This window comes from Flavobacterium sp. FlaQc-57 (assembly GCF_044007395.1).
Lineage (GTDB): Bacteria > Bacteroidota > Bacteroidia > Flavobacteriales > Flavobacteriaceae > Flavobacterium.
Genome location: NZ_JBIPDA010000005.1, coordinates 173,185 through 193,580, shown reverse-complemented (window position 1 = coordinate 193,580; position 20,396 = coordinate 173,185). Strand labels below are relative to the sequence as shown.

Annotated in this window: 10 protein-coding genes; 7 read left to right on the top strand and 3 right to left on the bottom strand. The window is 33.7% G+C overall.

Annotated features, from left to right (window positions below):
* Window positions 1-59 precede the first annotated feature (59 nt).
* From ACHRVZ_RS16315 to ACHRVZ_RS16290, 6 genes are all read left to right on the top strand, one after another.
* Complete coding sequence (locus ACHRVZ_RS16315; protein WP_395423873.1) at window positions 60-1,571, top strand: hypothetical protein; 1,512 nt, start codon at window positions 60-62, stop codon at window positions 1,569-1,571.
* Between the two features lie 57 nt (window positions 1,572-1,628).
* A complete protein-coding gene (locus ACHRVZ_RS16310) occupies window positions 1,629-3,938 on the top strand; it encodes a T9SS type B sorting domain-containing protein (RefSeq protein ID WP_395423872.1) in 2,310 nt (769 codons plus the stop codon).
* Window positions 3,939-4,052: 114 nt separating this feature from the next.
* On the top strand, window positions 4,053-7,706 hold the full coding sequence (purL, locus tag ACHRVZ_RS16305; protein ID WP_395423871.1) for a phosphoribosylformylglycinamidine synthase: 3,654 nt from the start codon (window positions 4,053-4,055) through the stop codon (window positions 7,704-7,706).
* Between the two features lie 211 nt (window positions 7,707-7,917).
* A complete protein-coding gene (locus ACHRVZ_RS16300) occupies window positions 7,918-10,323 on the top strand; it encodes a TonB-dependent receptor domain-containing protein (protein ID WP_395423869.1) in 2,406 nt (801 codons plus the stop codon).
* 135 nt (window positions 10,324-10,458) lie between these two features.
* Window positions 10,459-10,890: a hypothetical protein gene (locus tag ACHRVZ_RS16295; protein WP_395423866.1), complete on the top strand. Its 432-nt coding sequence runs from the start codon at window positions 10,459-10,461 to the stop codon at window positions 10,888-10,890.
* A gap of 179 nt (window positions 10,891-11,069) precedes the next feature.
* A complete protein-coding gene (locus tag ACHRVZ_RS16290; protein WP_395423864.1) occupies window positions 11,070-12,848 on the top strand; it encodes an AMP-dependent synthetase/ligase in 1,779 nt (592 codons plus the stop codon).
* Window positions 12,849-12,965: 117 nt separating this feature from the next.
* Here the strand turns inward: ACHRVZ_RS16290 and ACHRVZ_RS16285 are convergent, their stop codons facing one another.
* The 3 genes from ACHRVZ_RS16285 to ACHRVZ_RS16275 form a co-directional block, all read right to left on the bottom strand.
* Complete coding sequence (locus ACHRVZ_RS16285) at window positions 12,966-13,469, bottom strand: hypothetical protein (RefSeq protein WP_395423863.1); 504 nt, start codon at window positions 13,467-13,469, stop codon at window positions 12,966-12,968.
* Window positions 13,470-13,579: 110 nt separating this feature from the next.
* Window positions 13,580-13,738: a hypothetical protein gene (locus tag ACHRVZ_RS16280; RefSeq protein WP_395423861.1), complete on the bottom strand. Its 159-nt coding sequence runs from the start codon at window positions 13,736-13,738 to the stop codon at window positions 13,580-13,582.
* 1,061 nt (window positions 13,739-14,799) lie between these two features.
* Window positions 14,800-15,897 carry a slipin family protein gene (locus ACHRVZ_RS16275; RefSeq protein ID WP_395423860.1) on the bottom strand — a complete coding sequence of 366 codons (1,098 nt, stop codon included), beginning with the start codon at window positions 15,895-15,897 and terminating at the stop codon, window positions 14,800-14,802.
* A gap of 1,405 nt (window positions 15,898-17,302) precedes the next feature.
* Here ACHRVZ_RS16275 and ACHRVZ_RS16270 point away from each other — a divergent pair.
* Window positions 17,303-20,395, top strand: a complete 3,093-nt coding sequence (locus tag ACHRVZ_RS16270; protein WP_395423859.1) for a DUF6493 family protein — start codon at window positions 17,303-17,305, stop codon at window positions 20,393-20,395.
* Window position 20,396: the final 1 nt, after the last annotated feature.

Below are 20,396 nucleotides of genomic sequence, written 5' to 3'. Positions count from 1 at the left end.
TTAAAACATTGCGTAAAAATCTTTTTAATCTATTAATCTGTGGCAAAAAACTATTCAAAATGCGTCAATATCTTGTACTTTTTCTTTTCGGAATAATTTTAACTATCAGTTCATGTCGCACAGATTTTGATACCGTTGCCAGTTCCGGAAATTTAAAGTTTTCAAAAGATACCGTCTATTTAGATACTGTTTTTAAAAATATTGGTTCAAGCACTTACCAACTTAAAGTGTACAATAAAAGCAAAAATGACATTTCGATTCCGACCATTCAACTCAAAAATGGTTTAAATTCAAAATACCGAATGACTGTTGACGGAATGAGCGGCAATAACGGCAAGATTTTTAAAGATGTTACGCTTTTAGCAAAAGATAGTTTGTACATTTTTATAGAAACTACAGCAGATATTACAGATGCAGATCCGACCGATTTTTTATACACTGATCAAATTCAGTTTGATAGTGGCGCAAATCTTCAGGAAGTAGCTTTGGTAACTTTAATTCAAGATGCTGTTTTTCTTTATCCAAAACAAAACCCGGATGGAACTAAAGAAAAAATAAAGATTGACGGTAAAGATGTTGATGGTTTTTATTTGGATGAAAATAATCCTGTAAACGGAAATGAATTGCTTTTCACCAATCAAAAACCGTACGTTATTTATGGCTACGCCGGCGTTCCTGAATTTAAAACCGTAACCTTTGAAGCTGGAGCCAAAGTTCATTTTCATGCTAATTCCGGACTGTATATAGGAGATAATGCTTCTCTTAAAATTAACGGAACTGCCTCAAAAACCAGTAAACTAGAAAATGAAGTCGTTTTTCAAGGAGATCGCTTAGAATCTTTATATTCCGATATCCCCGGACAATGGAAATCGGTTATTTTTTCTAGCGGAAGTGCAAATCATTCTATCAATCATTTAACTTTAAAAAATGCGGTTACAGGCTTAGATTTTAGAAGTCCGTTTAATACCGTTGAAATTAAAAATACGCAGATTTACAATTGTGTCGAATATGGAATTCTGGCAGAAGACACGCATATTATTGCTGAAAACATCGTAATTAATTATGCAGGTATAGCAAGTTTATCATGTGTTTATGGCGGTAATTATAGTTTTACACATTGCACTTTCAATAATAACTGGTCAAATCCTTCGCATTTTGCTGTTACATTAAGCAATAGTTTAAAAGGTAAAACTCCAGAAACAAATGCGCTTACAAATGCTACTTTTAACAATTGTATTATTTATGGCTCAAACACCAACGAATTCAATTTGAATAAAAACACCAACGCTGCTTTTGTCTATAAATTAAATAATTGCCTTCTAAAATTTAGCAGTTCAACCACAAATCCGGATTATCAATTTAAAACTGATGCTGTTCATTATAATCAGATTATTTTGAATGAAAATCCGAAGTTTTATAATGTTTCGCAAAATAAATTTAATATTGACAATACATCTGCCGCTTTCGCGAAAGGGAATCAGGCGTATTTGATTCCGCAAGATATTCTTGGAATTACGAGAACTTCTCCACCGGATTTAGGCGCTTATCAGAGTGTTGTTTTTCCAAAGTAAAAATATCATCCAAAATAAAACATAAACTTTTCTTTGCAAGAAAAGAATTCGCATCTCATGATCAAAAAATTACTACTATCAATTATTTTTCTAGTTACACTTACAGCACATGCTCAATATACTTTAATTCCGGATCCAAATTTTGAACAAAGATTAATTGATCGAGGATTTGATTTTGGTCCGATTGACGGAAAAGTTCTAACTTCGAGAATAAGCACCATTACGTTTTTAGATGCTGGACATGCAAATATTTCTGATTTGACAGGAATTGAGGATTTCGTATCATTACAATATTTTTGGTGTGATCAAAACAATCTGACCACTTTAGATTTTTCTAAAAACATTGCTTTGACAAACTTAGAATGCCAAATAAACAAATTGACAAGTCTTAACATTACAAAAAATATAAATCTCGAAGTCGTATGGTGCCATGAAAATAAACTAACTTTTGTCGATTTTTCTAACAATACAAAATTACAGACAATAGAATGTGATACTAATGAAATGACCAGTATTGATCTTTCAAAAAACATCAATTTAAAAACTTTAATAACAAGTCGTAATCCATTAAATACTTTAGACGTCTCTAATAATATAAATTTAGTTCAAATTTATTGTTCTTCTAATCGATTGAGAAATTTAGACATTTCAAAGAATACCAAACTTGTTTATTTTCGATGTGACACCAATTACCTGACACAATTAGATGCTTCCAAAAATATTGCTTTGAAACAATTTAGCTGCAAAGATAACCTGCTTACCTCACTAAATTTAAAAAATGGCTATAACACTAATTTTGACGTGAGTTTTTTTCTCTATTGTTCTTTTTTACAAAATCCTGACTTAAGATGTATTGCTGTCGATAATGCTGCTTATTCAAACGCAAATTGGTCTACTATCAAAGATGCAACTTCAAGTTATACGGATATTTTAGATGCTCCTCCAACGATAATTTCTCCGCAACAGTTCTGTATGCAGGAAAACAAAACGTTAAATGATATAGCCATTCAAACGGGTGTAAATATCAAATGGTATACTTCTTTAACCGGAGGAAGCTCATTAAACGGAAATTCAACCTTAGTAAATGAAACAAAATATTATGCTGCACAAACTATAAATGGCTGTGAAAGTGGTCGAACAGAAGTTCTAATAAATATTCGTGAAACAATTGCTCCTTCAGGAACTGCAAATCAGAGTTTTTGTATTGCCCAAAATGCTGATTTAAGCTCTATTTCTATTAATGGAACTGCAATAAAATGGTACGATGCTGCGATAAACGGAACACTTTTATCCAATACTGTTTTATTGATGGATGGAAAATCATATTATGCCTCACAAACTTTAAACGGCTGTGAAAGCATAAAACGCTTCCCTATCAACGTTTCTATCATTACAGAATTACCTACTCAGAATTATGAAGAATCGGTTTGCGACGAATTGAATGATGGATTTCAGAAAACAAATTTAGATGATTACCTGAACCATTTGATTACAAATTCCAGCAGTTATAATCATACTATTTACAAAAGTTTGAACGGTGCAGAAAATAGTTTAACTGTTGACCAAATAACAAATACCGCAAGTTACAATTTGGTTTCTGGAGAAAATAAATTTTACTTTAAAATCAATAATGGATCATGTTATAAAATAGCTGTTCTAAAATTGACTCTTATCGATTCTCCAAAAATTACACTTCAGGATATTTATTCTTTATGTGATGGAAAAAGTATGACCCTTCAGGCTGATTTAGGATTTGATGAATACTTATGGTCAGACGGCAGTACAAACTCAACCATTTTAATTAATAAAATTGGGAAATATACATTGAAAGCAACAAAAAAACATGTCGGTTTTAATTGTATTTCTACAAAAGAATTCGAAATAAAAGCTGCAAACAGTGCTGCGATTAAAAATATTACCTCAGAAGAATTAAACAATGAAATCAATAAAATTACGATCATTACGACGCAGACAGGTGATTTTGAATATTCTCTTAATGGAGAAGATTATCAGGAAAGTAATCAATTTATAGGAGAATTTCCAGGCAAACAAATTATTTATGTAAGAGATAAAAATGGATGTGGTAGTGATTATGGATATGCCTATTCTATAAAGTATCCTAAATTCTTCACCCCAAATGGCGACAGTTATAATGACACTTGGAAAATACAATTTACGAATAATGAAAACTATTTAAAAACAAAAATATTCAATCGTTATGGACAGTTAATAAAAGAGTTAAATGATAGTTCTGACTCCTGGAATGGGACTTTTAATAACAACGAGCTTCCTTCTGATGATTATTGGTTTACTGTAACATTCAGTAATGGTCAGCAACACACAGGACATTTTTCTTTAAAAAGATAGAATTAAGGTTTAAATTATTCTATTATTTTTTTTCAAAAGAGTTTGTTTTCAAATTTGCGCTTGCTATTTATTTACACTAAATTTGCACCTCAATACAACAAACTACACATCACAATGATCCATTTCTTTGAAAACCAAAGCAAAACTGTTTTTGCCGTACAAACGCAAAACGAAATTTCGGCTCAAGACATTTCAAAACTAAACTGGCTTTTTGCCAACTCTAATAAGATCGAAAAATCCGCATTGACGGATTTTTTTGTTGGTCCTCGCGCCACTATGATCACACCTTGGAGCACAAATGCTGTAGAAATTACTCAAAATATGGGTATTCCGGGCATTATCAGAATTGAAGAATTTCATCCGGCAACGGAAGATTTTACTGATTTTGATCCAATGCTTTCTCAAAAATTCAATCAATTAGATCAGGAGATTTTCACGATTAACGTTCAGCCAGAACCAATTTTAGAAATTGATGATATTGCTGCTTATAATAAAACTGAAGGTTTGGCTTTAAGTCAGGAAGAAGTAGATTATTTAGACAATCTTGCTGTAAAACTAGGAAGAAAATTAACCGATTCTGAGATTTTTGCTTTCTCTCAAGCAAACTCTGAGCACTGTCGTCACAAAATTTTCAACGGAACTTTTGTAATCGATGGTGAAGAAAAAGAAACTTCTCTTTTCAAATTAATCAAAAAGACATCACAGGAAAATCCTAACGATATAGTGTCTGCTTACAAAGACAATGTTGCTTTTGTAAAAGGACCAAAAGTGCAGCAATTTGCACCTAAAACAGCTGACAAACCTGATTATTACGAGATAAAAGAATTTGATTCGGTATTATCTTTAAAAGCAGAAACACACAATTTCCCAACAACTGTAGAGCCTTTCAACGGAGCTGCAACAGGTTCAGGAGGAGAAATTCGTGACCGTTTAGCGGGTGGTCAAGGTTCTTTGCCATTAGCTGGAACTGCAGTTTATATGACTTCATATTCTCGTTTGAATGATGACAGAAAATGGGAAAATGCGGTTGAAGAAAGAAAATGGTTGTACCAAACACCAATGGATATCTTGATCAAAGCCTCAAACGGAGCTTCTGATTTTGGAAATAAATTTGGTCAACCGCTTATTACAGGTTCAGTTTTAACTTTCGAACATTCAGAAAACGACCGTAAAATTGGTTACGATAAAGTAATTATGCAAGCGGGTGGAATTGGTTACGGAAAACTAGATCAGGCAATTAAAAAGAAACCACAAGAAGGCGATAAAATCGTAATTCTTGGTGGAGAAAATTATAGAATCGGAATGGGTGGTGCTGCGGTTTCATCTGCAGATACTGGTGCTTTTGGTTCAGGAATTGAGTTAAATGCAATTCAGCGTTCAAACCCTGAAATGCAAAAACGCGCTGCTAATGCCATTCGTGGTTTGGTAGAAAGCGATCATAACCCAATTGTATCGATTCACGACCACGGAGCTGGAGGACACTTAAACTGTCTTTCGGAATTGGTTGAAGAAACTGGTGGATTAATCGACTTGGATAAATTACCAGTTGGAGATCCAACACTTTCTGCAAAAGAAATTATTGGTAACGAATCTCAGGAAAGAATGGGATTGGTTATTGGTCAAAAAGATATTGATATTTTGCAAAGAATCGCTGACAGAGAGCGTTCGCCAATGTATCAGGTTGGAGATGTAACGGGAGATCACCGTTTTACTTTCGAATCAAAATCTACTGGTTTAAAACCGATGGATTATGCTTTAGAAGATTTCTTCGGAAGTTCTCCAAAAACGGTTATGACAGATAAAACGATCGATAGAAAATATGCTGCTGTTTCTTATTCAGCAGGAGATTTCGAAAGTTATTTACAAGACGTTTTACGTTTAGAAGCTGTTGCTTCAAAAGACTGGTTAACAAACAAAGTTGACCGTTGTGTTGGTGGAAAAGTGGCTAAACAACAAAATGCAGGTCCATTACAATTGCCTTTGAATAATGTTGGGGTTATGGCTCTGGATTATTTAGGTAAAGAAGGAATCGCAACTTCTATTGGGCACGCTCCTATTGCGGCTTTGATTGATCCGGTTGCGGGAAGTAGAAATGCTATTGCAGAATCGTTATCAAACATTGTTTGGGCGCCAATTAAAGATGGTTTGAAAGGAATTTCATTATCTGCAAACTGGATGTGGGCTTGTAAAAACGAAGGTGAAGACGCTCGTTTGTACGCTGCGGTTGAAGGCTGTTCAGAATTTGCAATTGAATTGGGGATCAATATTCCAACAGGAAAAGATTCACTTTCTATGAAACAAAAATATCCAAACGACGAAGTAATTGCGCCGGGAACGGTTATTATTTCGGCTGGAGGAAACTGTACAGATATTAGAAAAGTAGTTGAGCCTGTTTTACAGAAAAACGGAGATTCAATTTATTATATCAATTTGTCTCAGGATGATTTCAAACTTGGAGGTTCATCTTTTGCACAAATTAGAAATGTAATCGGAAACGAAACGTCTACAATTAAAAACGCTTCTTTCTTCAAAAATGCTTTTAATACAATTCAGGAATTAATCGGCGAAAGCCAAATTTTAGCGGGTCACGATATCGGAAGCGGTGGTTTAATTACTACTTTATTAGAATTGTGTTTTGCTGATGTAAATCTTGGAGCTAAAATTGATTTCAGCGCTTTCGTGGAAAAAGACTTATTGAAAATCCTTTTCGCAGAAAACATCGGAATTGTTTTCCAGGCTAAATCTGACGCAGCTGTTGAAGCTAAATTAAAAGCGAACAATATCGAATTCTTCAAAATTGGTTCAGTTCAAAATACTGCAACTTTAGAATTTGGAGATTATAAATTGGATATTCCAACTTATAGAGACATTTGGTTCGAAACTTCTTATTTATTAGATCAAAAACAATCTAAAAACGGAAGAGCTCAGGCACGTTTTGAAAACTATAAAAATCAAGTTTTACAATATACTTTCCCAGCACATTTTACAGGAAAGAAACCAGAAATCGACAATTCTAAACCAAGACCAAAAGCAGCTATTATTCGTGAAAAAGGAAGTAATTCTGAGCGTGAAATGGCAAATGCTATGTACTTAGCCGGTTTTGATGTAAAAGACGTTCACATGACCGATTTAATTTCTGGTCGTGAAACTCTTGAAGATATTCAGTTTATTGGTGCAGTTGGAGGATTCTCTAACTCAGATGTTTTAGGTTCTGCTAAAGGCTGGGCCGGAGCTTTCTTATACAACGAAAAAGCAAAAACAGCTTTAGATAAATTCTTTAAAAGAGAAGATACTTTATCTGTCGGAATCTGTAACGGATGTCAGTTGTTTATGGAATTAGAAGTGATTAATCCAGAGCATGAAGTTCATGGAAAAATGCTTCATAACGAAAGTAACAAACACGAAAGTATCTTTACTTCTGTAAAGGTTCAAGAAAATAACTCAGTTATGTTATCGACATTGGCCGGAAGTACTTTGGGAGTTTGGGTTTCTCACGGAGAAGGAAAATTCAATTTACCTCTTGGGGAAGAAAACTACAACATTGTTTCTAAATATGCTTACGAAGGATATCCTGCGAACCCAAATGGTTCTGATTATAACACAGCAATGCTATGTGATAAAACTGGAAGACATTTAGTGATGATGCCTCACATTGAGCGCTCGACTTTCCAATGGAACTGGGCTCATTATCCAAAAGACAGAAACGACGAAGTTTCTCCTTGGCATGAAGCTTTTGTTAATGCTAGAAAATGGATTGAGAAAATCTAAAAATATATTTTTATTATGAAAGCGTCCGAATTTATCGGACGTTTTTTTTTGTTTATATCTTTTTCCGTATCAACTTTTCCGCAATGTCATTCCAAGGAATGGCAATCATTATGTGGATTAGTATTGATTTTTAAACTACTCTAAGATTAATTTAATGGTATCTTAAGACAGCTTAAGCAATCATAAACAATGGGATAAATATCTTTGTCTCATGAAAAATTGGACGCAAAATATATCATTCCTTATTCTCTTATTTACCATCAGTCAATTTTCTTTTGGTCAAAAATCTTCAACTATAAAAGGAAAGGTCTCTGATGGGAAACTTGCTATAGAATTTGTAGATGTAGTTTTAAAAAAAGTAAGTGACTCAACAAAAGTAGCAAGCTACGCCGTGACTGATGCATCCGGAAATTTTTCATTAGAAAATGTACTTTCAGGCGATTATAAATTGCAATTCAAATTAATTGGTTTTAAAACCATAACTCAAAAAGTAAAAATTGCAGATTCTCCTATTTCTATCGGGACTATAACATTACAAACTGATACTAACTTATTGAACGCTGTTGTTGTAAAATCTCAGAAAAAGCAAATTCAAAAAACAGATGAGGGCTTTATTTTTAATGCCGTTTCTAATATTTCACAATCGGGAGGAACTGCTACGGATATGCTAAAAAACATTCCGACTGTCGCTGTTGATGCAGATGGAGGAATTACACTAAGAGGAAAATCTCCGATGATTTTAATAAATGGCAAAAATTCGGCGATTACCAATATGGATCAAATTGTAGCAAGCAGTATCGAAAGTATTGAAGTAATCAGCAATCCGACTGCAAAATATGATGCGAATGCCGAAAGTGGAATTATCAATATTAAGCTCAAAAAAAATAATCAGAGCGGTATGAATGGCGCCGTGGTTTTGGGTGGCGGATTTGGCGCAAAAGGACGTTTAAACAGTTCTGTTCTTTTGAATCATAAAACTGATAAATGGAATTTTGGTTTGGGATATGACAACCGTTTTGCCGGTAGAACTAAAAAAATAAAAGGCGAGAGAACCAATTATCTTATTGACGACGAACATTTCATTAACCAAAACAGAAGCGATCAACGAACTGAAGGTTTGCAGAATTTGAAATTCAATATTGATTTTTCTCCTAACGAGCGCAACAGTTTTTCATTTGAAGCTCTAGGAAACATGGAAAGCCAGGATAATGACGAAACTTTACATACACAGGTAAATACCAGTACGAATCAATTTTTCTCTAATAATGTTAGACATTCTTTAGAACTAGAACGCTCAAAAGTTGGCGAACTGGCTTTTGGTTATGATCGTAAATTTGCCGATGAACGAAAAAGCCTGAATGCCAGCATTACATCTTCATTTAATAAACATAGAGAAAACACTGATATTGATACTTTTAATTACGATCAATATAATGCGCAAATCGGCGACGCTTTTTTGCAGAGAACACACAATTATGAGCATGAAAACATCTCGAATGCAATTGTGAATTACGCAGTTCCAGTTTCTGAAAAGTCAATTGTAGAAACGGGTTACAAAGGAACATTCCGATTTTTTAATTCCGATTTTCAAAGTGCTGATATGACGAATGGCGAATATGTTATAAATCCTTTAGCAAGCAATGGCTTTAAATATAACGAACAGATAAATGCTGCTTACGGAATGCTAAACTCTTTTATAGGAGAAAAGGAAAATCCGAAATGGAAATACAATTTAGGATTGCGCGCCGAGCAGGTTTCGAACAATGGAAAAACACAAAACAATAGTGATAATTTTTCTAATCATTATTTAAAACTTTTCCCATCGGCATCTCTTCAAATGAATTTAGCATCTGATGAATTTGTGAAAATTGGTTACAGCAAACGTATCAATCGTCCTGATTTAGATGATTTAAATCCGTTTATTGATATTACAGATGCGTTGAATCCGCATGGTGGAAATCCGTATTTAAAACCTGAAATTATTCATATCGCCGAAATGAGTTATAACAAAGATTGGTCAAAGTACTCCTTCTCTACCAATGCTTTTTATAGAAATGCTACGAATACAATTAGGCAATATGCAGAACTTCAAGACAATGGTGTGATTTTATTACAACCCCGAAATATTGGAAGTACAATTACTTACGGTTTAGAAACTATTTTTAGCTTAAAATCAATTGGCTTTTATGATGCTAATATTAGTGTAACTGCCTTTCAGCAAAACATAAATGCTTCAAATTTAGCGCAAGATGTAGTCAATAATGCTTTTAGCTGGTACGGAAAAATGATCAATAATTTTGTTCCGTGGAAAGGCGGAAAACTACAAATTATCGGGAACTACAATTCGGCTTTGGCTACCGCACAAGGAAAAAGAATTCCGATTTATAATGTTGACATGGGTTTTCAGCAAAAATTAGGCAGCGGAAATGCGCGTCTGGGATTGGTGGTTACTGATATGTTTAACACGCTTGAAAGCGGCTACAAAAACAATACTTTATTATTTAGTAATAATCGTACTTCAAAATCAGATACTCGTGCATTAATGGTAACTTTTGCCTATACTTTTAAATCTGATTTTAAAGAAAAACTATTGGAAAATCAGTTTTCAACTGAGTAATATTTTCACAAAAAGAAAAAAAATCATTCTTGTAATTTGGATTCATTTTTCTAATGAAAATTGAACTATATTCGCGAAAAAATTTATGCCACTAAATTTTTTTTGCGCCTCCAAAAACAATTAAACCTACAAAGAATGAAATTTTTATTTTCAGTATTTATTACGTTATTTTTTGTTTCTACACATTCTTATTCACAAATTCACGTAGATCAAATTACTTACAACGGACGAGATCATTACATTACAACTACTATTGGTTACCCTGTTCCCGGAACTTTTATAACGACAGGCCAAAAAGAGCCAAGCACCGTATTAAATCAGGACGGAACAGGAGTTATTCAGTCTAACGATTTAACAAAATCCAAGATCAATTGGGGAATCGAATGCACTGACGAAGGAATTCCGGTTTTCAAGGAAGGTTTTAATAGTGCCTCTTATACTTTTTGGTACAAACCAAATGACAGCGAAGCCTGGATTTACTCTCAGTTTTCTATTCATTTTGCAAAGAAAAAAATGTTTTTAATGGGAGAAAGAGTAAAAGAATATGTTGATTATAACGTTCAATAATTTTTCTAAAACTTATATCCTAAGATAAACTTTTCTTGTTTTTTCGAAATTTTACTACAAAAAAGAAAACGTTTTCGTAGAATTTCTAAAGTACCTATAATTTTTATTATAAAATTCTGTAAATTTAAAAATTATACCCTTTTTTTATTTAATTTGCAATAAAATTCAATATATTAAACATGGTTTCAATCACACGCCTTTTTGATTTTCCCTATTATCAACAAGAAACTTATGCCCTTCCAGTTGCTTTAGCAACCAAAAAAAATGGAGTTTGGGAAAAAACATCTAGCCAGGAATATATTGCAAAAGCAAATGCTGTTTCGAGAGCATTATTACGCATAGGCGTTCAAAAAGATGATAAAATTGCTTTAATCACTTCAAACAATCGTACGGAGTGGAATATCATGGATATTGGTATTTTGCAAACCGGTGCGCAAAACGTGCCTATTTATCCAACAATTTCTGAAGAAGATTACGAATATATATTAAATCATAGTGGTAGTATTTACTGTTTTGTATCAGATGATGAAGTTTACCAAAAAGTAAAATCGATACAGGCAAATGTACCAACTTTAAAAGAAGTGTATTCTTTTAATGAAATTCCGGGTTGTAAACATTGGTCAGAATTATTGACTCTTGGAGAAGATGAAAGCAATCAAAATGAAGTTGAAGCCAGAAAAGACAGTATTCAAACCGATGATTTGGCTACGATTATTTATACTTCAGGAACAACAGGAAGACCTAAAGGCGTTATGCTTTCGCACAAAAATATTGTGTCAAATGTATTAGACAGTGCCCCAAGAATCCCTTTTGATCCGGGAAAAAGCACTGCACTAAGCTTCTTGCCTATTTGCCATATTTTCGAAAGAATGATTTTGTACATCTATCAATATTATGGTGTTTCTGTTTATTTTGGAGAATCTATTGATAAAATTAGTGATAACTTAAAAGAAGTTCGCCCAACAGTTATTACGGCTGTACCAAGACTTTTAGAGAAAGTTTACGATAAAATTTATGCTAAAGGAGCTGAATTAACGGGCATCAAGAAAAAGTTATTTTTCTGGGCTATTGATTTAGGTTTAAGATATGAGCCATACGGAGCAAATGGTGCTTGGTATGAATTTCAGTTAAAAATTGCCCGCAAACTTATTTTCAGCAAATGGAAAGAAGGTTTGGGAGGAAATTTGGATTTAATGGTTTCAGGAAGTGCTGCATTACAACCACGTTTAACAAGAGTTTTTGCTGCTGCCGAGATTCCGGTTATGGAAGGTTACGGTTTGTCTGAAACATCGCCTGTAATTGCTGTAAACGATCAAAGAAACAGAGGTTTCAAGATTGGAACGGTTGGAAAAGTAATTCGCAACGTAGAAGTTAAGATTGCTCCGGACGGTGAAATTCTTTGCAAAGGACCAAACGTAATGTTAGGCTACTTTAAAGATCCTGAAAAAACTGCCGAAGCTTTAATAGACGGATATTTTCATACAGGAGATATTGGAGAAATTGACAGCGAAGGTTTCTTGAAAATTACAGACCGTAAAAAAGAAATGTTCAAGACTTCTGGCGGAAAATATATTGCACCTCAACTAATTGAAAACGCCATGAAACAATCTCGTTTTATTGAGCAAATTATGGTAATTGGAGAAGGCGAAAAAATGCCTGCTGCTTTTATTCAGCCCAATTTTGAATTTGTAAAAGAATGGGCGAAAATTCATAAAATAACTTTAGGAAACACAGACAAAGACATTAGTTCAAATATAGACGTTATTAAACGTATTGACGAAGAAATTGAAGGAATCAACAAAAAATTTGGACACTGGGAACAAATCAAACGTTTTGAGTTAACTCCGGATGTTTGGTCTATCGATGGCGGACAATTGACTCCTACTTTAAAATTGAAACGTAAAATCATTAAAGAAATTTATAAAGATCTTTACTTTAAAATCTACGATCACAATTAAAAATCAAAATAATTAACCAACGAAAAAGGCTGTCTTTTATGAGACAGCCTTTTTTTATTTCACGAAGATTTCCTTCAATTTACAAATTGTATTTTTACAATTCTTCACTTCTGTTTACTAGAAGAACATGCTTTTAAAATCTCGAAAAAAACTTCTTTTCTTAGACTTTTTTTCAAGCTTATCTTTTTTTACAGAACTCTTTTTTTCAAAAACTGCCTGAACTTTTTCAATTCGTTTTACTGGTTTTGTTTCTTCGGTTTTAGAATTTTCGTAAAACCTTTTAAAAGGACGTGGCTCAAAGTCAACCAAAATAGCTGCCATATTTATAGCATCGATATTTGATAGCTCTGTTTCGCCTTTAAAGAACGTCTCGATAGGTCTAAACTTATCTTTCTTCTCCTTAAACTTATTCTTTTTACTATGATCGAAATCTAATCCTAATAGATTACTAAAAACGTTCAAGTCATCTTTCGTTGGGTTATTTTCGAAAATCAACCAGCATAAATCACGAAGTACTCCACGAGAAGGTTTGTACAAATAATCAAAGTATTTACCTTCTTTTTCGATCTCGTATTTTTTTCTAATTGCTTTTTTATATTTTTCTAATGTATTGTTTTGCATGGTATTTTTATTTTTGCAATTCTTGGAATTCTCAGGAAATCGAAGGTTTTTCCGGGAAATCCAATATCACAAAAGGTTAAAAGCACCATTGCTTTACTAGAGAAACATCTCTAAATGATATATATAATATTCCTAAAATTCCCCTTTCCATTCCATAGGTTAATAAGTTCTAAATCCGCTTCTTTACTTGAGGCAAACGGCAACTCACCAAATTCCACTTTATCTGTTTGACCACTATAGTCTGACCTAAGTCCTATTTTTTGATTCATCCTTAAATTTTTATTGTTAATTTTTTTTTAGCTTCTGAGGTACTATCCCGAAGCTTCGGGACTAAGAGACTAAGTTTTTTCTTTAGCACTCTGAACCCTTGTTCCTTTGTTCCTTTGCTTCTATGAACCTATGTTCCTAAAAACAAAAAAAGCACCCAATTAAAGGTGCTTCATGACAAATACGATATAATTATCCTATTGCCTATATTGATGCACCAGTATGTAAAAGCATTCACTATTCGAAGTCGTGGCTGCTAATCCTTTATTGTTTATGTATAATTTAAAATTCATATTGTTTTATTTTTTAAAATTGTTGTTGTTGTTGTTGTTGTTGTTGTGAAACGTTATGTTTCGATTTTGTTTGGCAAAGATATGATGGAAAAAATCACATTTCCAAATCATTTTTAAAATTACTTTATTAACTTACAGATAGTTACACTTAAATTAAAACAAAGAAATCCCTGTCCGCAAACTGATGCAGATTTATCTTTTTATCAAATGACTGTTACTCATCAGATTACTTTTCAAGATTATATTTCGCTATTTTGATTAATCATTAAACATTTGGTCAATTATTTTTTTTAATATTTCTGGTTATGGTTTGTTTTCAATCATTTTGCTATCATGTCGAGCGCAATAGAAGTTCTTTTTGAACGAAATTGAAGTGCCTTAAAACAAAAAAAGCATCCTCAATAAGGATGCTTTTATATATTTATGTTGAGTTTAAACTCTAAAATTCACATTTCAATTTCATAAAAATACTTATTGCATCCTGCCACTTCAACTGGAAAATCTCCGGCTAAAGGTTCAAAACTAAGGATTGCTGAAAGTATCATCTGTATTTTTCTATTTTTTAATTACAGATACAAATATATTATATTTTGCATTAATTTAACAAATTTCACAATAAATAAGATTTTTACAACAATCGCCTTGATGATTGCTGTTTTACACGGTTTTGCATTTCTCACCTGTTAAAGCCTGTGTCCCACTTGCGAATTCAATTAAAAATCAAAATAATTAACCAAAGAAAAAGGCTGTCTTTTACGAGACAGCCTTTTTTATTTCACGAAGATTTCCTTTAATTGACTGATAACATTACCGCCACCAGAAATTGTGATTTCACCAATTTTATCGGCAATTTTTTCCACGTATTCCATCTCTTTCAATTTCCACAACATTTCGTTTTCTTCCATCAGCTTTGCTGTGTTCAATAAACTTCTGGTTGCAGCGGTTTCTTCTCTTCTCATGATGCTGTTGGCTTGCGCTTTTTTCTCGGCAACCAAAACCTGATTCATGATTTCCTTCATATCTCCAGGCAAGATTACATCACGAATTCCGGCATCAGAAATCACTAATCCCAACTCGTTGATCTTAGTCGTTACTTCGGCTAAAATTGCCTCAGCAATTGTATCCTTTTTACCTAACAATTCATCCAAAGTCAATCCTCCAACAAAAGCTCTCAAAGCCAATTGCATTGCCACGTACAATTGTTTCTCAAAGTCTTTGTTATCCACCAAAGCTTTCATGATATCAACTACTTGGTATCTCACAAAAAAGTTGATTCTCAATCCTGCTTTATCTTTCGTTAACAATTCCTGACCTGAAATCTCGACTTGTTGCTGTCTGGCATCAACAGTTTTAACTTCAATAGTAATCGCGTTATTCCAAAAGTAGTGCGTTCCGGCTTTTAACTCTTTTACAAAAGTTCCGTTTACAAACAACAATGCTTTATCGTTGCTTGCAACAATGTACTTTCTTGTAAAAAGTCTCAATTGGGCATTTTCTAATAAATTTACAGCAACATTCTCCGTAATTTCAATTTTAGAAATATCTGCTTTTGTGAATTCATTTTGGGCAATTCCTTTCCAAAACGCATATCTTCCCGCAGGCAAAACTCCTTTAAAGTTTCCGTTTACAAATTGCAGAACAATTTCGTTATCAGCAACCGCAACAATTTCCAACATAGAAGCCAATTTTTCGTTTTGCAACAAAATATTCAACTCAAATGGCGCTTGAAATATTGCGTTCATATTATAGATCATTACATTTTTGTCTCCAAAAATCCAGTGCATTCCTGCTTCTACTACATTTACTAATTTTCCGTTTTCGAATACCAAACCTACTTGGTACGCCTCGATTTTAATTCTTTTTATCATAATATTTTTTGTCTTTTTTTTGTTTCAAGTTTTCTTTGTTTCAAGTTTCAAGTTTCAAGTTTCAAGTTTCAAGTTTAACACTATCGAAATCTTGCTTCTATTCTCTTGCCTCTATTCTCTTTCTTCTATATTCTATATTCTTGCTTCTATGCTCTTCTCTCTAATTCTAAATAAAAAAACTTCATTGCCTCTCTCCTCTGAGAAAAACGGACAAACAGCTTGCGGTTTCTTTACTCCTATTGTTTTGCGATTCTATTTTGTAAAAGCGATTCTAAAAATCCTTAAACAATCAAACCGAAAAGAAAATGAGTAATTCAAAATACATTTCTGTTCGCACTGGTTTTATCATGAGTGTGAAATTTTAGTCCCGTCCCGATCCCGAAGTTTCGGGACTGGACTAAAATTTCACTGACAAAGACAAATCAGTTTTCTTTGGATAAGCATCTTTTTAAGAGTGATGCGCTCTGGCGACAAGCCACTGTCAAACTGAACCTAAATCAGTGCAGGATTCGAACCTGCGAATTTTCTATTGTTCTAACCAGACTGAACTATCGCATTACTGCGAATGGGAGTCGAACCCATGACCGATAGAGTGAGATCATTTTTTGGAAAACAATCAAAACCTCCAAATCAAGTTGCATAGAAAAACATAATACGCTTTTGCGAAAAGTTCCCTACAATGGTGCTATACAGAAACACGCAACAGGACTTGTTTGATATTGTAAATCAAAGTTTCCTTTGATGTATTTCAATTTATAAAAGAACTTGTTTTATTTCTTGAGCAAATATTCAAATTGTAGTGCGCAGTTATTCTGCGTAGTAATTTATATTTGCTACGAAGGCACTAAGACTATATTTTTTTTCTTTGCGACTCAGCGGCTTTGCGCGAAAATCATTCGCATTTTTTGCTCTAAGATTATCTTAATCAATCTCTCGCAAAGCCGCAGAGTCGCAAATTTTTTTTCCAACATATTAAAGATTCTTTTAAAATCTTAGCAACTCAGAAGCTTAGCAACTTCAAAAAAAGCGGCTCATACAGGAGTTGAACCCGTTTCTCCCGAGAGACAGTCGGGAAGGTTAGCCAGTAATCCCAATGAGCCAGTTCCTTCTAGAGAACGTGCGATTTTGGAAAGAACCGAACCTTCAACCTATTGATTAACAACTAATAAATCTACCAATTGAGCTATTAAATCATTTATTTTTGGGCACAAAAAACACCCGCTTAAAGGTTATTTCTCTGTCATACTAAGCGGGGTCGAAATCTCATTTCTATATAATTAGTGCTGAAATATTTATCGTACAGACCAAAATTTTCATTTAAAACCTCAGTTATACCTGAATAATTTTATATTTTTGAGAATATACGCACATATTATTTTTCATCAAATTCAGTCTTTAAAATACCATGAAAAAATATTTAAAATACATAGACGGAAACTCTGATAAGTTTTGGCAAATTGAAGTTACAGGATTAGAATATACTGTGACTTACGGCAAAAACGGAACATCAGGAACTTCTCAAACCAAATCATTTTCTACAGACGAAGAATGTCTGAAATCAGCAGAAAAAATACTGGCCGAAAAAGTAAAAAAAGGATATTCGGAAACTGGTGATGTTGCTGTAGCTTCAAAACCTAAAACCGCTAAAAGCGCAAAATCTGATGAAGTTCTTGAAGAATATGAGACTATCATAAAATGTAAAAATATAGATTTGCTTTTGCCTTTTCTAAAAGAAAAATCAAAAGGGAATATTGAAGCGCTAAAAAAACTGATCAAGAAAAGTAAACGTTATTTTATGACTTATACTGATCTTACCAAAGATCCGGGTTACGTAAAAAAAGACAAACACGATTATGGCTGGGGAACACGAGGCGATAAAAAACAAAGTGATATTATTACCCTAAGCGCGATCGCCTTATTTGATAAAGCAGATATCAATTCCTGGGACGAGGCTTTGAGTCTATTAAATGAATTAGACGAAAAACCTCACGTGATGGAAGTTTTATTGTGGGCAAAACCCAATTGGCTCGATACTTTTATTTTAGACAAAGTAAAAAGACAAGATTGGGTAGGCTTTAATTATCATACCCTCCGCAAACTCGAAGAACACGATTTATTAACCTATAATTCTGAACTATACGCTTTGACATTGGCCGCAACGAATGAGTGGCGTGCCAAAATGAAGACCCGAAGATTCATTAATACATCCTTAAGCGACAAATTAACGTATCAAAGGGATATTCCGGAATTGTTTAATTATGAAACGATTCTGCACAGTAGTTTTTTTAGGGATAATGATAAACAAAAGCACGATGAGTTCCAGACCTGGGCCGTTATTTACAAATCATTATTAGAGGAGAAAAAGATGGATCGCGCGTTTTTTATCGAAAATGCGATCCTAATCCAGACCAAAGAATGGAACAATAATCTGAAATCTTTCTTTAGAAAAAGAATTGAAGAATTTAATATTACTGCCGATGAACTGATTCTTTATCAGGAAAATATATTCTCTTTTCTACACAATCCGTATCCGCCTATAACGAGTTACGGAATTGAACTGATCAAGAAAATATACGATCATCCAAAATTCAAAACCAAATCATTCCTGGAATGGCTCGAACCTTTAATGATGCGCAGCGATTGCAAAGCGGCCATTAAAAATGTTTTGCCAATTCTGGAAAAAATCACCAAATCGAACCCTAAACTAAGCGCCACAATTGCATCTATTATTGCAGATGTTTATGTTATTGCAGATCTGGCTTTGCAGGAACGCGCTACCAAAATTATTACCAAAATTGCCAACGTAAAAGATAAAACTCTTAAAGAGAAATTATCATCTTACGTGACTTTGATGCAGGGAAATATAAAATCAGGGTTAACGCAGTTTTTAGACGAAGATGCTCTGGTTGTTGATGATACTGCACATGAAGAATATACATTTGAACCTCAACAAGAATTATTGCTTACAGAAAAAGTTCAGTTGCCAAAGGATTGGAACGATGTTGTTTTTCAGTTTGGAAATTTCATCAATTCAGAAGAAACGGTCGATTCAGAAATTCTATTGAATATTTATATTGCGCAACGGGATTTGTTTCCTGCAGATTATAGCGCGCAATTGCAGCCTTATGAAAAGCAATTGCAGAAACATTATTTTGAAGCCACTCACAAAAATTTCGTGAAAGCATTTTTACAATCTAAAATTGCCAACATCGACAACAAATTCAATAGTAAAGTCAATCATTATTCAAAGATTAATACCACTTTGCTGATGCAGCCTTTACTCGAAAAAGTACAGCAAAAAATAGATACCAATTCTACTTTGCCCCTGCTCTCTTTCCCTAGCCATAAACCGTATTGGGTCGCTCCAAAAGTTTTGCTCGAAAGAATTATTGCGTATCAAAATACCAACGAAGAAATTGATGCTGCCGATTTGGCTATTGCAATCGCGCGTATGCCGAGAGAAAATGTTGAAGAAGCCATTCCGTTATTGGATAAGATCGAAGGCGAACTCAAACCCTTATTATCGTTTTGTCTGGGCGTAAACGAAAAAGTAGCATTAGATTCGACTTCGTTGTTTTCGAAACTATTGGCGACAATGGGCAAAACGACCAAAGAAACCGGAAACTTATCGCTTTGGGCAGTTGCTGCAAGAACTTTTTATCCAAACGATACTTTCCCTGAATTCGAAAATACCTATTTAAAAGATGTTCCGTTTGTGGTTGCTCCTTTTAAACCGGTAGTTCAGTTTAAAGAAAAATGGAATGAATGGACAAACTATCAAACCAAAGAAAAAGAGCGAACGCCATCGTGGTACGAGCTAAAATTTGATTTGCCGAATTATTCTAAAATTCCAAATTATTTACTGTACAGCCTTGATGTGTATCAGCGACCAAACAGTTGGGATTATTTACTTAATTATACCGGAAACACCTATTTCTGGCACAGTCTTACGCCACAAAACTCAGATGCGCTGGCATTGACTTTATTGCATAATTGTAATATTGCCGATGGTGCAAAACCGGAATTAAAAGGTTTTTTAGACGTCATCAACCGACCTGAATTTCGATTCTCAGACATCAGCCTGTTTTTGTATGCCTGCTGTTTCTTTCAGGAAAAGAAAGATTTACGATTACTGGCATCAGAAGTTTTGATTCAGTTAATCGAAAAACAAGCCATAGATATCGAACTTTTTGCTGAGAAAATAGCGTATCTGGTAACCGAAAAATATGGCGTGTTTTTAAGATTAGTCGACGGATTAATTGCCATAAAAGATGTTTCGCCATTGCATAATAATGCTTTATTGAAGTTGTTGAACGCCTTCTTTTCAACTCTTGATCTAAAAGACAAATTACCAACCAACTTCAAGAAAATAATAGAAAATTATCTGGATATTTTAACCAAAACCAATCAGAAACCATCTGCTGAGGCAATTGTTTTCTTTGAAAAATGGAAAGATAATGCATCGCTTAAATCATTGATTAAGCAAATTTTAAAATAAA